This window comes from Pedobacter sp. Bi27 (assembly GCF_918698255.1).
Taxonomy (GTDB): domain Bacteria; phylum Bacteroidota; class Bacteroidia; order Sphingobacteriales; family Sphingobacteriaceae; genus Pedobacter.
The window spans coordinates 1-15,097 of record NZ_CAKKMW010000004.1 but is presented as its reverse complement, the minus strand read 5'-3'; the positions used below and the strand labels follow the sequence as shown (position 1 = coordinate 15,097).

The following is a 15,097-nucleotide window of genomic DNA, read 5'->3' as shown; positions in this document are numbered from 1 at the left end:
TTTATGCTAAAGAAATAATCAAAATTATTTTCATACTAATTATTTTAGCATAGATTTGTATTTCAAATTAATTTAATGTTATACGCAGTTGTAGATATCGAAACCACTGGCGGTCATGCCTCAGCAAATGGTATTACCGAGGTTGCCATTAACATCCATGATGGCAATGAAATAGTTGAATCTTACACTACCCTAATTAATCCGAAACAGCCTATACCCGTCTACATTACGGCGCTCACAGGTATTGATGATAACATGTTATTGGATGCCCCAACCTTTGATGATGTTGCTTTACAGATTTATCAGTTATTAAACGATAAGATTTTTGTGGCGCACAATGTAAACTTCGATTATTCCTTTTTGAAGCATCATTTGGCAGCTGCGGGATATGATTTACAATGCAAAAAGCTGTGTACGGTAAGATTGAGCAGAAAACTAATTCCTGGCAAATCTTCCTATAGTTTAGGAAAACTTTGTACAGCCTTGCAGATCCCGATTCAAAACCGACACCGGGCAGCGGGAGATGCAGATGCGACCAGTATCCTATTCAATTTATTGCTAGAATACGATCAGGAAGGCATAATTGCGGAAATGCTGAAGAAAACATCAAAAGAGCAGGTTTTACCGCCGCACTTAGATAAAGCTTCTATCCTGAGGTTACCTCATCAACCAGGTGTATATTATTTTAAAGATAGTAAGGGCAAGATTATTTATGTTGGAAAAGCTAAAGACCTTAAGAAACGCGTAACCAGTCACTTTACAGGCAATACACCTAACCGGCAACGCCAGGATTTTTTACGCACGATTCATGATGTAGACCATGTAATTTGTGGTACCGAATTAATGGCGCTCATTTTAGAAGCCAATGAAATAAAACGCCTTTGGCCTGAAAACAACCGGGCAATGAAGCGTTATGAGCATAAATATGATTTATATATTTTCGAAGATCAAAACGGCTATTTGCGCTTAGCGATAGATAAACATAAAAAAAACAACAACTCCTTCCAGAGTTTTAACAGTTTATTGGAAGGTTATAATTTCTTAAACCAACTGGTTGATAAATACCAGCTTTGTGCAAAGCTCTGTTACCTGCAAAAAACGGCCACTAAATGTTATGCACATGAAAATGGGCAGTGTTTTGGCGCATGTAGCGGAATAGAAACTGTTAGTGTTTATAATAAAAAATTAAATACGGCATTGGCCGATATCCAGAAACAACAACCAAGTTTCGCACTGGTGGATGAAGGCAGAAAAGACAATGAGTTTAGCTGTTTGGTTGTAGAGAATGGAAAATTTTATGGAATGGGCTACTTCACCGATAAGAACTATCTTGCTGATGGTCTGGCGCCAATCAAAAATGATCTTTCTATCTATCAGTCCAACAGTTATATCTTAAATTTAATTCTGAATTACGCAGAACAACACCCACAGAAATTGTATAAATTGTAACGTTTAACTACACGCCATGGATTCATCAATATTTATAGCTCATTGCCTATCTTTTGATGAAGTTATTGAATTGCCACATTTCGAAAAAACTTCCTTCCGGGTAAATAAAAAGATCTTTGCTACGCTAAATATTCAGAAAAGGGAGGCAACATTTAAATTATCGGCAATTGATCAGTCTGTTTTCTGTGATTTTGATCGCAACAGCATATGGCCGGCTACCGGAGCCTGGGGCAAACAAGGCTGGACAATTTTTGACCTAACAGCATTAACAGACGAAATGCTTATCGATGCACTTACACTTTCTTATTGCAATGTAGCCTCAAAGAAGCTTTCAGAAAAGTACAAAACTTAAAGACAATCCCTAACATGGTAATAATTAGCACAATAACTTCGCCAACCAGTTAAGCCTAAAAGATTATAAAACGTAGACTAATAAAGTACTATGCTTTACAAGACGCAATATTGCCGCAATGCTTTAACCATATAACGAATAAAAGAAAATATAAGCTAATCACGATAACCTAAATTGTCTCAAACAGCCCTGTTAATTTTCTTTTTTAGCAAGGGCAACTCTATAGCTGCTTACCTATCTTTACTTACATCAAATATAAAACGTTATGATAAAATCACTTTGGATAAACCTTCCGGTAAAGGACATTAACAAGTCAAAAACATTCTTCTCGCAGCTCGGTTTTACGCTTAATCTTCAGTATGGCACCCGCGAAGATTCCGCGTGCTTTTTAGTGGGAGAAAGTAATTTAGCGATTATGCTTTTTGAAGAAACTTTGTACGAAGGTTTTGCAGGAACCAGTATTGCCGATAAACGCAATGGCGGCGAAGTATTATTCTCCTTTGACGCAGAAAGTCCAGAAGAAGTAGATGATCTGGCTCAAAAAGTAGTAGCTGCCGGTGGTACACTTTATGGCGAGCCAGGCTACAAAGATGGCTGGATGTATGGCTGTGGTTTTGTTGACCTGGATGGCCAAAGATGGAGTATTCTTTACATGGATATGAATAAAATGCCCTTGGGTTAATTCCTCATTAAAAATAAACTAAAATTTGCGTAAGCGATTAATTACGCTTATATTTGTAAGCAATTACTTACGCAATTAATTTTATGAGAAGAGATGTATTTCAAGCCATTGCCGATCCTACCCGAAGAGAAATCATTAATCTGATTGCGCATAACACCTTAAATCTAAATGCAATTGCCGAAAATTTCGACATGAGCCGGCCTGCCATTTCACAGCACATTAAAGTTTTAACAGAATGCGGTTTAGTAGAAATTACCCAACAAGGCCGTGACCGGTACTGTAACATACAATTTCAAAAATTAGCAGAAGTATCTAAATGGGTAGAACAATACCGTATTTTTTGGACAAGCAAATTAGATGCTTTAGAAATACACTTATCAAAAGACACTAAATCAAAATAAAGATGAAAAACGAACCAGTTATTGTAGAACGGGTGTATAATGCGCCTATCGAAAAAGTTTGGAAAGCTTTAACCGACAACAATGAAATTAAACAGTGGTATTTTCAATTGGAAAACTTTAAACCTGAAGTAGGCTTTAAGTTTGAGTTTTCTGGTGGACCGGATGATGGTCCTCAATATTTACATCTCTGCGAAATAACAGAAATTGTTGAGGGCAGGAAACTAGCCTACACCTGGCGATATGATGGTTATCCAGGCGATTCGGTGGTAAGTTGGGAGTTATTTGAGCAAGGCGAGCAAACAAGGCTGAAATTAACACATAGTGGTATAGAAAGCTTTGCTGAGAACGGCCCTGACTTTGCCAAAACAAGTTTCAATGGCGGCTGGACTTATTTTGTTAATGATGCGCTTAAAAATTATTTAGAGCCTAAATCTTAACATTAAGTTCTTCGATGAATCAAAAAAGATTGTCATCCTGAGGGATAATTTATTGTATAAAAATCAATATGAATGACGCATATCTTTTTTTTGCCCAGAGGCTCATCCTTGCCTCGGCTCGCCGCCGCCGATGGGGCTCTTTCTTTTTGCTGTCAAAAAGAAACAAAAAACACCGGCTGAAAATTTTTCTTTCAAAGCTAGTGGGTAGGCTGGGTCGGTGGAGCCCGAAAAATTTGTTAGGCCGGATTTAAGTAGAACGGGGATACCGTGCTATGGCCTAGCTGGATGGAAATTCGATGGTGACTAAAATATTGATTAATAGTTGTTTATAGAATAACGTCAATGGTAGCGTAGTCGAAGGACAATCTTTTTTGATTTTTAACTTATAAAGGTCTTCGACTCCGCTCAGACTGACAAGCGTTTTAAGCTATGTTATAATTACTGGCTGTAGCCTCCTGCCACCACAAAAGCACCTATACCTCTTCTAAAGCCGATTTTATGGCTGCATAAATATAATCGAGATCTTCATCGCTGATTACATACGGCGGGAGGATATAGATAATATTGCCTAATGGCCTTAATATAATTCCCTTCTCTAAAAAGTACGCATACAATAAATTACGCAGATTACTTAAATAAGAGGTTTCATTGCCAGTCTCCCACTCTATTGCAATAATTGTTCCCGTTTGCCTAATTGCTTTAACTTTAGGATGCGTTTTAATTTCTTCAAGAAAAACAGCATGTTTGGCCTCTACCCGCTTAATATTAAGAAGTGTTTCACTTTTTAACAGAATATCCAAACTCGCTAAAGAAGCCACACAAGCAATCGGATTCGCTGTAAAAGAGTGTCCGTGGTAAAGTGTTTTTAATTTATCGTCGCTTAAGAATGCTTCAAAAATCTCTTTTGTACAGGTCGTTACCCCTAATGGCATTGTTCCACCAGTTAAACCTTTGCTTAAACAAATAATATCAGGCTTGTTAGTTAATTTCTCGCAAGCGAAGTAAGTTCCTGTTCTACCGAAACCCGTCATCACTTCATCAGCAATGGTTAAAATTGCGGCGTCTTTACAGGCAGATAAAAGTTGATCCAAATATTTAGATTCGTACATTAACATCCCGCCCGATCCTAGAATGAGTGGTTCGAAGATAAAACAAGCGGTATCTTTAAGATTCGAGATATGAGATGCGAGATGTGAGATATTACCCTCATTTGGTAGATCGATAAATTCGACATCGAACAGTAGACTGTTAAAAGCATCGGTAAAAATACTGCGGCCGCTAACAGACATGGCGCCAAAAGTATCGCCATGATAGGCATTTTTAAAGGCTAAAATCTTCGTTTTTGGTGTGGCCTTATTGTCCCAGTACTGCAGGCACATTTTTAAGGCTACCTCTACTGCAGTTGATCCGTTATCGGTATAAAAAACTTTATCCTGTTTGCCAGGCAATATGGGCAAAAGCCTTTCTGCAAGTAGTACAGCGGGCTCGTGCGTAAAACCTGCAAAAATCACGTGTTCAAGCACATTGAGCTGTTCTGCTACTTTTTGTGCAATATAAGGGTGCGAATGACCATGAATATTTACCCACCAGGATGAAACCGCATCGATATACCGTTTACCACCCTCATCAAAAACGTACACCCCTTCTCCCTTAACAATCGGGATGTGGGGCAGTGCATTCTTCATTTGGGTATAGGGATGCCAGATTACCTTTTGATCGCGTTCAGTTAAATTGAGCTGGGAATCTGGAGTATGGCGTTTGGGCGAATCGGGCATCATGATTATAATTTAACTGAATATTGATTTTTTAAAAGCTGGCCTACGGTTTTATCTGTTTTAAAGGTAATATCATCAATATTTAAATCTTCAATTTTCACCCACCTGAAAACCTGAAGAATTTCACCTTCTCCATCGAAATCGTAAATAACATCTTTAAAGGCCAGGTGCAAAGGCGCTTTTTCTTTAACGATATAATACACACTAATTACCTGGCTATCGTTAAATGATGATTTTTCAAAAAAATCTGTAGTATAAAAATGAGATAATACTTCAATTTCAGCATCGCACTCTTCCACAAACTCACGTTTTAATCCATCGATTAATCCTTCGCCAAGTTCTAAACCGCCACCTGGAAACTTACTGAAACGAAAGCCATATTCTTCCTCATCACTTACCAAAACCTCATTATTTTGGTTAATTAACAATCCATAGACCCTAACATTAAAGTAGCTCATTTTCGAAATGCTTTTTATTTTTAATTACTATTTCTGGTGTCCATACAATTTCCTTTTTAAAGGCCTCTGCCCTCACCGGGCATTCACTCATATGGCAATAATGGCAACACTCAGGCAAGCATGGATCTGCATGAATGAAGAGTTCTGCTTTGCGGAAGCCGTTTTTATTGATCAGTTCATCAATCTGTGAGATTTCGCGGTGAACTTTATTTAAGTCAAAATAATATGGCAATGTTACATGGCAATCGATATGAAATTCAGGACCATATTGCTGGGTACGCAGGTTGTGCACATCAATCCACGGGTTGTGCCTGTTCTTTTGTAAAACATCTACCACTTCTTCAACAAGTGTAAAGTCACTTTCATCCATTAATCCACCCACCGAACCACGGGTAAGTTTATAACCAGAATAAACAATATAAAAGCCTACCAAAAAAGAAAGCAAGCTATCTAGCCAAATAATATTTGTTAGCTGAATTAAGATTAAGCCGACAACAATCGCCGCACTGGTGTACGTATCAGTTAATAAATGTTTACCATCAGCCTGCAATGTAACAGAATGTTCATCTTTACCTACATTGATGAGGTATAGGCCCACAATCAGATTAATCAAGCCCGTGATACCAATAATCAGCGTTCCTGTCAATAGTTCTCCTACCAAATGAGGATAAATAAGGTTGTACGAAGATTTGAAAATGATAACAACTCCTGCAATCAGAATCAATATCCCTTCAACAAAAGCCGAGAAAAACTCAACTTTTCCATGTCCATAAGGATGATTTTCGTCGCGGGGTTGTGTGCTTAGGTAAATGCTATAAAAGGCAAAACTCCCTGCTATTACATTTACAATACTCTCTGCTGCATCTGTTAAGATGGCATTCGATCCCGTAATAAAATACGCAACAAACTTGGCCAACATCAGCACCACACTCACCACCAGAGAAATTATTATAGCTTTCTTTTTTACCGACACCAGGATATTTTTTTCAAAAATACGCTTATCGAATAAATTAAATGAGAAAAACTATGTCTTTTTTAGTGCAGAATAATATTTGGTTTATATATTTGCGCTCAAAGTAATTAACCATGAGCACCTTATCCAAAAGAATCAACAGTCTATCTGAATCTGCAACCCTTAAAATGACCAAACTTGGCCGCGAATTAGCGTCTAAGGGTATTAACATCATTAGTTTAAGCGTTGGTGAACCCGATTTCAATACACCCGATCACGTAAAAAACGCAGCTAAAAAGGCATTAGACGAAAATTACACACGTTATTCGCCGGTACCGGGCTATCCGGACCTGCGCCAGGCCATCGTAAACAAGCTAAAAACAGAAAACAACCTGGATTATGATATTTCTCAGATCGTGGTTTCAACAGGTGCAAAACAATCTTTATCGAATGTTATTTTAACTTTGATTGATCCGGATGATGAGGTAATCATCCCAACGCCTTACTGGGTTTCTTATTCAGAAATGGTAACCCTTGCAGAAGGAAAATCTGTTTTTATTGATACCGACATAGAAAGTGATTTCAAAATCACTCCTGCACAGTTAGAAGCAGCCATTACGCCGAAATCGAAATTATTTATGTTTTCTTCGCCATGTAACCCAACAGGTTCGGTTTACAGCAAAGAAGAATTAGCAGCGCTGGTTGCTGTTTTCGAAAAACACCCTAATATCTACATCTTATCTGATGAGATTTATGAGCATATTAACTTTGTTGATAAACATGAGTCTATTGCTCAATTCGATAGTATTAAAGACCGTGTAATCATTGTTAACGGTTTCTCTAAGGCTTTCGCCATGACAGGCTGGAGATTAGGTTATATTGCCGCTAATAAAGAAATTGCAGCAGCTAACGATAAATTACAGGGACAAACTACTTCAGGAACCTGTTCTATTGCACAAAGAGCAGGAATTGTTGCTTACGAGCAAGGTTTAGCCAGTGTTTTAGAAATGAAAGAAGCATTTTTACGCCGTAGAGAATTGGTTTACAATTTATTAAACGAAATCCCTGGTGTAAAAACAAATCTTCCTGATGGTGCCTTCTACTTTTTCCCAGAAATCAGTTCGTTCTTCGGTAAAAAAGATGCTGACGGAAATGTAATTAAAGATTCTTCAGACCTGGCTTTATATTTATTAAACGTTGGTCACGTAGCAACCGTTGGTGGCGATTCGTTTGGTAACAACAACTACATCCGTTTATCGTACGCAGCATCTGACGAGAGTTTGGTTGAAGCATTAAGAAGAATTAAAGAAGCTTTAGGTAAATTAGCTTAGTTAGTTTGAAGTCAACCGCTTGCAGTTAGCAACATCATCATAAAAACCCATGTTAATTAAGTTTAACATGGTTTTTTTTTATTTATATCACCGTTATCTCAAGAAAAAGGTTCGTCTTCTCGACTGAAGCCCAGTCCCGAATTTTCGGGAGAGAGATCTATTGCAACAGATTTCTCGACTCCGTTTCACTCCGCTCGAAATGACGATATAGTGAGTTATGTAGTCTTCTATTTTTTCAGAAAATGAAAGCAAGCATTTCATCGGAGAATCCAGTCCTTCTTTCCGTTACAAATCCTCGCTACGCTGTGGGTTTTCCACTGCAATAAGGTTTATCAACTAAGGGCATTGCAACTGAAAACCAGAAACCGTTAACTGCAAATTAACTTCTAATGGCCTCTACCGGATCCAATCTTGATGCTGAATATGCTGGCCAAAAACCAGAGATAGTGCCGATGATTATTGATATGCCGATACCTAAGGCAATATTGTTCAAGCCCAGTATAATATGAAAATCTGTGGCCGCACCAATGCCCAAGGTGAGCAGAAAGACCAGTAATAAACCCAGCAAACCACCTAAAATACAAAGCGAAATTGATTCGAATATGAATTGAAGCAGGATAAAATAGTTTTTTGCCCCCAACGATTTTTGGATGCCGATAATATTGGTCCGTTCCTTAACCGATACGAACATGATATTGGCAATACTGAAACCACCAACCAGGATCGAAAACCCACCAATTACCCAACCAGCAATATTTACCATTTTAAACATCGAATCTAACTGGTTAGAAATAATGGTGGTTTTATTTAGTGCAAAATCTTCTTCCTGGCCAGGTCTGATTCTGTGGATGGAGCGCATTAAACCTTTCAATTCGCTTTCTACCTCTTCTAAATTCACATTATCCTTACCACGAACTGTGATCTGTGGACCATAACGCTCACTTTGGATGTCTAAAACACCTTTTGCAAAAGCAATCGGAATATTTACGTTTTTATCAAGAGAGGTACCCAACATATCTTCTCCTTCTTTTTTGAAAACACCAACAACAGTTAATCTTCTTCCTAAAATCTGGACCTGTTTACCCACTGGCGCACCGCCATCAAAAAGTCCGTCGGCTATATCAGAACCTAAAATACAAACAGGTGAGCCGTTTTTACTCTCATTTTCGGTAAAATACCGGCCGTCCTGAAGCTCGAAATTCCAGGTTTTATTAAAATCATGCGATGCTGCCCATACCGAAATCCCTTCTACTGAGTTACTTCTGTATTTGATCGTCCTATCGTTAGTCGATATTTCGAATGTAACGCCTTGTGCATTTTCAATTCTTTCGCGGAGGGCTTCAAAATCGCGCAATGAAGGCTGAGGGCGGTTCATATATTTCCACCAAGGGTAATTATCGCCAAAACTCCAAGGCCATTTTTGAATATAAATAGTATTGGAACCCAGTTTATCTACACTGGACTGCAATTTACCGCGAAAGGTATCTACTGCAGAAAATACAGCAATAATGGTAAAAATACCGATTGTTATAGCCAAAAGCGATAACATGGTGCGTAATTTATTCTGGCGCAATGCATCAAATGCAAAACGGAAACTCTCGCCTATTAGCCTAAAGATTATCATAATTAAAGGTTAGATGCAAAGCTTTTCAAAAGGTTACAGCTTATCTTCAAAACTAATTAATTTTATGTCTACAATGCATTAATCGCCCTGTATTATTTGATTTAAATTGATTAAAACATAATATACATAAATTGCGTTTGATAAAATACGGAAAAGAAAAATTAAATTCGTATTTTTGCACCTCAAAAAATTCATCAAGAATGAAATTATCACAATTCAAATTCAACTTACCAGAATCATTAGTAGCCAACAATCCGGCAGAACAACGCGACGAAGCTCGCCTAATGGTTTTACACAAAGACAGCGGTAAAATTGAACATAAAATTTTTAAAGACGTTTTAGGTTATTTCGATGACAAAGACGTAATGATATTAAATAACACTAAGGTTTTCCCTGCCCGTTTATATGGCAATAAAGAGAAAACCGGTGCAACCATCGAGGTTTTCTTACTACGTGAATTAAACAAGGAATTACGTTTATGGGATGTTTTGGTAGATCCGGCACGTAAAATCCGCGTAGGTAATAAATTATATTTTGGCGACGACGATTTATTGGTTGCTGAGGTTGTGGATAACACCACATCACGTGGCCGTACCATCCGTTTCCTGTTTGAAGGTACTGACGAAGAATTTAGAAAAAACGTTGAAATTTTAGGTGAAACTCCACTTCCTAAATATATTAAACGTAAAGCCACTGCTGAAGATAAAGAACGTTATCAAACCATTTTTGCTAAGCACGAAGGTGCCGTAGCTGCTCCAACTGCAGGTTTACACTTTAGTCGTGAGTTGATGAAACGTCTTGAGCTTAAAGGTATAGAATTTGCAGAAGTAACGTTACACGTTGGTTTAGGAACTTTCAGAACTGTTGAGGTTGAAGACTTAACCAAACACAAAATGGACTCTGAGCAATTTATTATCGAGCAAAAAGATGCAAACATTGTAAACAAAGCTTTAGAGGAAAAAAGAAAAATCTGCGCGGTAGGTACTACTTCAATGCGTGCTATCGAATCGGCTGTTTCTGCTAACAGAACATTAAAATCGGCCAACGATTGGACCAGTAAGTTTATCTTCCCTCCCTACGATTTCAGTATTGCAAACTCAATGATTACCAATTTCCACACGCCAGAATCTACTTTATTGATGATGGTAAGTGCATTTGGCGGATATGAGAACGTAATGAATGCTTACGAAGTTGCGGTAAAAGAAAAGTATAAATTTTACAGCTATGGCGATGCCATGCTAATTATATAAGTTTTGCGGTTGGCGTTTGGCGGTTTAGCGCTAAACGCCACGCCCTAAACGCTCAACTATGAAATACTACGCTATAATTGTAGCAGGCGGTTCTGGCAATCGGATGCAAACGGAAACCCCAAAACAATTTCTACTGCTCAAAAACCTTCCGGTTTTGATGCATACCATAAAAGCTTTTGCACAAAGTGATACCCAACCAAAAATTTTACTGGTTCTAAACAAAGATCAACAAGCTTACTGGACCCGGTTATGTGAGGAATTTAATTTTCATGTACCACACCAGGTTATCGATGGCGGCACGGAGCGTTTTCACTCTGTGAAAAATGCAATCCATGCTATCGAAGAAGAAAGTTATGTTGCCATTCACGATGCCGTTCGTCCGCTCGTTTCCAAATCTCTTATCGACAACTGTTTTAATGAAGCTGAGCTACAGGGAAACGTTATTGCAGCCGTACAATCAAGCGATAGCGTACGCTCGCTTAGAGACGGTAAAACAACGGCATTAAAACGCGATGAGATCTATTTAGTACAAACGCCGCAAACTTTTAGCCTTAACATTCTTAAAGAAGCTTACAACCAAGAATTCAATACTCATTTTACAGATGACGCAAGCGTGGTAGAATCTATCGGTTATGAGATTAATATCATTGAAGGAGAAAGAGGGAATATTAAAATCACTTATCCAATCGATCTTGAGCTTGCCGAATTGTTGTTAAAAAATTAAAACATAAAAAGGAGTTTCATTTTTGAAACTCCTTTTTTAATCCATCCATTTCAAAGTGTTCCCTACTTCTAAACCAATGGATATCGGTGCGATATATTTTTTTACGCTGCCCGGCCAATTACTTTAAGCAGAATTGCAATAACTGCGATTACCAATAAAACGTGGATTATACCGCCAACGTCTCCGAAGCCGTGAAATACAAATCCTATTACCCATAGTATTACCAATACTACTGCGACTAAATACAATAAATTTCCCATAGTGTTAATTTTTTAGCAATGTTATAATTATTGATGTATTAACATTCGGCTTTTCACTTTTGTTTAAAAAATGTAATTATTTTATTGTTATGACGAATAATCTCGGAAATGAAATCAAAAAAAAACCTCCCAGTTTAGCTGGAAGGTTTTTATAGTTTCTAATGTTTAGTATTCGTCCTCATTAAAGAAAAAATCTTCTTTAGTTGGGTAATCTGGCCAAATTTCCTCAATGGTTTCATAAGGTTCGCCGTCATCTTCTAATGCCTGTAAGTTTTCAATTACTTCTACTGGGGCACCAGAGCGGATACCATAATCAATTAATTCGTCTTTAGTTGCAGGCCATGGTGCGTCTTCCAAGTGCGATGCTAATTCTAATGTCCAATACATATCGTCAATTCAATTAAATTCTTGTTCTTATTATTGCGCAAAGTATATTAAATTTTTTGAGCAAAACAAACTTATTTTTCCACTATTAAACCCGCGGAATCCAAATGTTTTCTTCCGTCTTAAAATACACGGTCAGTTTTCGTGCCAAAACGAATAAATAATCGCTTAAACGATTCAAATAAACTGTTACACGCTCATCTACAAAGCTATTTTCTGCAAGTTCAACTGTGAGTCGTTCTGCCCTTCTACAAACACATCTAGCAATATGGCAGTAAGAAACGACAGTATTTCCGCCAGGTAAAACAAAATGTTTTAAAGCAGGCAGTTTTTCGTTCATCAGATCCATCTCATTTTCCAACAAGGTAATATCAGTATCGTGCAGATCGGGGATCTTCATCTTAGATGCTTCTGGGTCTGCCGCGAGCGATGAACCAACAGTAAATAACCTATCCTGAATTTCTTTTAATAGTTTCTGTTCGTGCGCCTCAATATCCTGGCACATAATTAAACCTATGTACGAATTTAACTCGTCAACAGTTCCATAGGTTTCGATACGTAAATGATATTTAGGTACTCGGGTACCACCAATAAGTGATGTTTGGCCCTTATCGCCAGTTTTAGTGTAGATTTTCATTTAGAAAGGTTGAAGGTAGAAGATAGAAGGTTTAGGGTAAAACCTTACGCCTTAAACCCTATACAGTACGCCTTAATTAATTTTCTCCCAATCGCTGCCCGTATCTTTCAAAGCCTGCAAACGTGGAGATACATTTTTTATATCTGTATTTAAATAATCGTTTTCAATCAAACCATCACGCATACGTACAATACGGTGAGCATGCTGCGCAATATCTTCCTCGTGCGTAACCAGAATAATGGTGTTTCCTTTACTGTGGATTTCTTCAAGCAGGCCCATTATTTCAATTGATGTTTTGGTATCTAAGTTACCCGTTGGCTCATCGGCCAAAATAATAGATGGATTATTGATCAAAGCCCTGGCTACGGCCACACGTTGACGTTGACCGCCCGATAGCTCATTTGGCTTGTGATCCATACGATTGCCCAAACCTACATTTTCTAACGCTTTAGCTGCTCTTGCATCTCTATCCTTTTTACTTGTTCCCGCGTAAATTAAAGGTAAGGCAACATTGTCTAAAGATGTTGAACGCGGCAATAAATTAAAGGTTTGAAACACGAAACCGATTTCCTGGTTGCGCACTTCTGCCAGGGCATCATCACTCATGTGACTCACATTGGTTCCATTTAAAACATAGGTTCCGCTTGACGGTGTATCCAAACAGCCTAAAATATTCATCAGGGTTGATTTACCGGAACCAGACGGGCCCATCAATGCTACGAATTCGCCTTTATTAATATCTAAAGAAACTGATTTTAAAGCGTGAATCACTTCAGATCCAATAACATATTTACGGCCAATTTCTTTTATAGTGATGAGTGGTTTCTCCATGTTTTTTCTTTTTTAGACAAGCGTAAAGGGTAAGATGTTACAAGAGGGATAAAAATTACTGCACAAATGTTAATCTTAAAGCTGCCGAATTAATCAGCATGACGATTACACCATTATTTTTCAATAATTTTTGGTACCATAAAAAATTGGTCGGTATGTTTTGCTGCATTTTTCAAACCATCAGCTGTAGTTATTTCCTGCTTAACCACATCTTCCCTCCAAACATTAACCGATTCGTTCATATAAACCAATGGTTTCACGTTTGAAGTATCCAGTTCATTTAACTTTTCCATGAATGACAAAATTTTGTTCATTTCAGGAATCAGTGTATCCACCTGTTTTTCATCAATATGAATTCTGGCCAGATCGGCTATTTTATGGATGGTTTTTGCGTCTAAATTCATATTATACTAACTTACTATCAATCAATCTGTAAACCTTTTCTTTCAATACATCAGAATCAACATCTGCCAAAGTTGATGTATTAATGGGTTTGTGGACGTAAATATCGCAAATTCCTGGCTTACTTCCATACTTTGCTCCATCATCCCAATTAATTTTCCAAACATTGGTAATACTCACAGGTACAAGCGGTATATTTTTATCGATAGCCAATCGAAACGGACCATTTTTAAACTCACCCAACTTTGGTGGGTAATGGTCGTCTATTTTACCTTCCGGAAAAATAATCAGGCTCATCCCCTTTTCTAGGTTTTCGCCAGCCTTTTTAAATGCTTTAAAAGCCGAAATCTTACTGTCGCGGTTCACAGAAATATCGATGGTTTTAAAAAAAATGCCCAATACGGGATTATTCAACAGTTCGTCCTTTCCCATAAAGTGGAATTTACCATGTCCCAGGATACAAAAAATCATAATATCCAGGTTAGAGGTGTGGTTTGCGCAATAGATGTAAGTTTGTTTCGGATTTAGCTTTTCTTCATACTGATAACGAAAAAAAACACCTGAAAATAGACTGCACAAAAAACTGTTGGCTTTTCTGAAAAAATTGAGCGTACTATAATACTTCTCATTACGTGAGGTAATGTAATATATTGGGTAGAACAGAGCGAAAAAAAACAGTATCCAGAATAGAAACCATATCCGGTGTACTTGTCTTAGAAGATAAATCATAGATAACCAAAAATATAAAATAGTTTGATATTTCAAACAACTGATTGCATTGGGCTAAGATTATGGTTGCATTATACCAATCACTGGCGAAACCCGGTCAAAAGATCCCTCCAATACAGTTGAGATAACGATCGGAAAAGCACTTCTCCACGGTTGCAAAAACCGCTGTTTATAAACCTTATTGATTGAAAGCCTCACAGCGCAGCAAGGGATATAACGGAAAAAAGACTAGGCCTCCTGTGAAATGCTGAATTCATTTCCAATTATGGTTATATTGTTCTGTGGTCGTTGCTGTAAAGGTTTAGTAATTCGGTAATGAACTAGTTTATTTTTTGTTATTTATATTGACCATTTCCACAGGCTTTTTACCATTAATTCCTTGGTGTGGTCTTTCCCAGTTATAATATACAATATACTTT

Annotated in this window: 18 protein-coding genes; 8 read left to right on the top strand and 10 right to left on the bottom strand. The window is 37.7% G+C overall.

The window, feature by feature from the left end; all coding sequences use genetic code 11:
* Positions 1-75: 75 nt before the first annotated feature.
* The 5 genes from LQ227_RS14015 (at position 76) to LQ227_RS13995 (ending at position 3,321) form a co-directional block, all read left to right on the top strand.
* Positions 76-1,449, top strand: coding sequence for an exonuclease domain-containing protein (locus LQ227_RS14015; protein WP_230149703.1), 1,374 nt, complete (start codon positions 76-78; stop codon positions 1,447-1,449).
* A 16-nt stretch (positions 1,450-1,465) separates the two neighbouring features.
* Positions 1,466-1,801, top strand: coding sequence for an MmcQ/YjbR family DNA-binding protein (locus LQ227_RS14010; RefSeq protein WP_230149701.1), 336 nt, complete (start codon positions 1,466-1,468; stop codon positions 1,799-1,801).
* 265 nt (positions 1,802-2,066) lie between these two features.
* On the top strand, positions 2,067-2,483 hold the full coding sequence (locus LQ227_RS14005) for a VOC family protein (protein ID WP_230140454.1): 417 nt from the start codon (positions 2,067-2,069) through the stop codon (positions 2,481-2,483).
* Between the two features lie 83 nt (positions 2,484-2,566).
* Complete coding sequence (locus tag LQ227_RS14000) at positions 2,567-2,884, top strand: helix-turn-helix transcriptional regulator (protein WP_029278720.1); 318 nt, start codon at positions 2,567-2,569, stop codon at positions 2,882-2,884.
* 2 nt (positions 2,885-2,886) lie between these two features.
* Positions 2,887-3,321, top strand: a complete 435-nt coding sequence (locus LQ227_RS13995) for an SRPBCC domain-containing protein (protein WP_230149698.1) — start codon at positions 2,887-2,889, stop codon at positions 3,319-3,321.
* A gap of 473 nt (positions 3,322-3,794) precedes the next feature.
* Here LQ227_RS13995 and bioA read toward each other — a convergent pair whose 3' ends face one another.
* The 3 genes from bioA to LQ227_RS13980 are packed head-to-tail and all read right to left on the bottom strand — an operon-like array spanning position 3,795 to position 6,527.
* Entirely contained in the window at positions 3,795-5,099 is a 1,305-nt protein-coding gene (gene bioA, locus LQ227_RS13990) for an adenosylmethionine--8-amino-7-oxononanoate transaminase (protein ID WP_230149696.1), read from the bottom strand.
* Positions 5,100-5,101: 2 nt separating this feature from the next.
* Complete coding sequence (locus LQ227_RS13985) at positions 5,102-5,554, bottom strand: NUDIX domain-containing protein (protein ID WP_230140442.1); 453 nt, start codon at positions 5,552-5,554, stop codon at positions 5,102-5,104.
* The gene (locus LQ227_RS13980) at positions 5,541-6,527 is read right to left on the bottom strand and encodes a cation diffusion facilitator family transporter (RefSeq protein ID WP_131031170.1); all 987 of its coding nucleotides are present in this window, start codon (positions 6,525-6,527) and stop codon (positions 5,541-5,543) included. The genes LQ227_RS13985 and LQ227_RS13980 overlap by 14 nt, the downstream gene beginning before the upstream one ends.
* Before the next feature lie 113 nt (positions 6,528-6,640).
* Here LQ227_RS13980 and LQ227_RS13975 point away from each other — a divergent pair, with 113 nt between their 5' ends.
* Positions 6,641-7,837: a pyridoxal phosphate-dependent aminotransferase gene (locus LQ227_RS13975; RefSeq protein WP_209435043.1), complete on the top strand. Its 1,197-nt coding sequence runs from the start codon at positions 6,641-6,643 to the stop codon at positions 7,835-7,837.
* A 379-nt stretch (positions 7,838-8,216) separates the two neighbouring features.
* On the opposite strand, the gene LQ227_RS13970 is transcribed toward LQ227_RS13975, so the two are convergent.
* Positions 8,217-9,461, bottom strand: coding sequence for an ABC transporter permease (locus LQ227_RS13970; protein ID WP_230149694.1), 1,245 nt, complete (start codon positions 9,459-9,461; stop codon positions 8,217-8,219).
* A 200-nt stretch (positions 9,462-9,661) separates the two neighbouring features.
* On the opposite strand from LQ227_RS13970, the gene queA reads away from it, so the two are divergent.
* Both queA and LQ227_RS13960 read left to right on the top strand, forming a co-directional pair.
* Positions 9,662-10,711, top strand: coding sequence for a tRNA preQ1(34) S-adenosylmethionine ribosyltransferase-isomerase QueA (queA, locus tag LQ227_RS13965; RefSeq protein WP_029278727.1), 1,050 nt, complete (start codon positions 9,662-9,664; stop codon positions 10,709-10,711).
* A 58-nt stretch (positions 10,712-10,769) separates the two neighbouring features.
* Positions 10,770-11,435, top strand: coding sequence for a 2-C-methyl-D-erythritol 4-phosphate cytidylyltransferase (locus LQ227_RS13960; RefSeq protein ID WP_230140440.1), 666 nt, complete (start codon positions 10,770-10,772; stop codon positions 11,433-11,435).
* A gap of 101 nt (positions 11,436-11,536) precedes the next feature.
* Here the strand turns inward: LQ227_RS13960 and LQ227_RS13955 are convergent, their stop codons facing one another.
* The 6 genes from LQ227_RS13955 to LQ227_RS13930 form a co-directional block, all read right to left on the bottom strand.
* Positions 11,537-11,695, bottom strand: coding sequence for a lmo0937 family membrane protein (locus LQ227_RS13955; protein ID WP_109924584.1), 159 nt, complete (start codon positions 11,693-11,695; stop codon positions 11,537-11,539).
* A 165-nt stretch (positions 11,696-11,860) separates the two neighbouring features.
* The gene (locus tag LQ227_RS13950; protein WP_010603503.1) at positions 11,861-12,082 is read right to left on the bottom strand and encodes a DUF2795 domain-containing protein; all 222 of its coding nucleotides are present in this window, start codon (positions 12,080-12,082) and stop codon (positions 11,861-11,863) included.
* A gap of 85 nt (positions 12,083-12,167) precedes the next feature.
* Positions 12,168-12,716, bottom strand: coding sequence for a cob(I)yrinic acid a,c-diamide adenosyltransferase (locus LQ227_RS13945; protein WP_230140438.1), 549 nt, complete (start codon positions 12,714-12,716; stop codon positions 12,168-12,170).
* Between the two features lie 72 nt (positions 12,717-12,788).
* Positions 12,789-13,547 carry an ABC transporter ATP-binding protein gene (locus LQ227_RS13940; RefSeq protein WP_057934548.1) on the bottom strand — a complete coding sequence of 253 codons (759 nt, stop codon included), beginning with the start codon at positions 13,545-13,547 and terminating at the stop codon, positions 12,789-12,791.
* A gap of 113 nt (positions 13,548-13,660) precedes the next feature.
* The gene (gatC, locus tag LQ227_RS13935) at positions 13,661-13,951 is read right to left on the bottom strand and encodes an Asp-tRNA(Asn)/Glu-tRNA(Gln) amidotransferase subunit GatC (RefSeq protein ID WP_116250954.1); all 291 of its coding nucleotides are present in this window, start codon (positions 13,949-13,951) and stop codon (positions 13,661-13,663) included.
* 1 nt (position 13,952) lies between these two features.
* Entirely contained in the window at positions 13,953-14,678 is a 726-nt protein-coding gene (locus LQ227_RS13930; RefSeq protein WP_230149692.1) for a 1-acyl-sn-glycerol-3-phosphate acyltransferase, read from the bottom strand.
* Positions 14,679-15,097 lie beyond the last annotated feature (419 nt).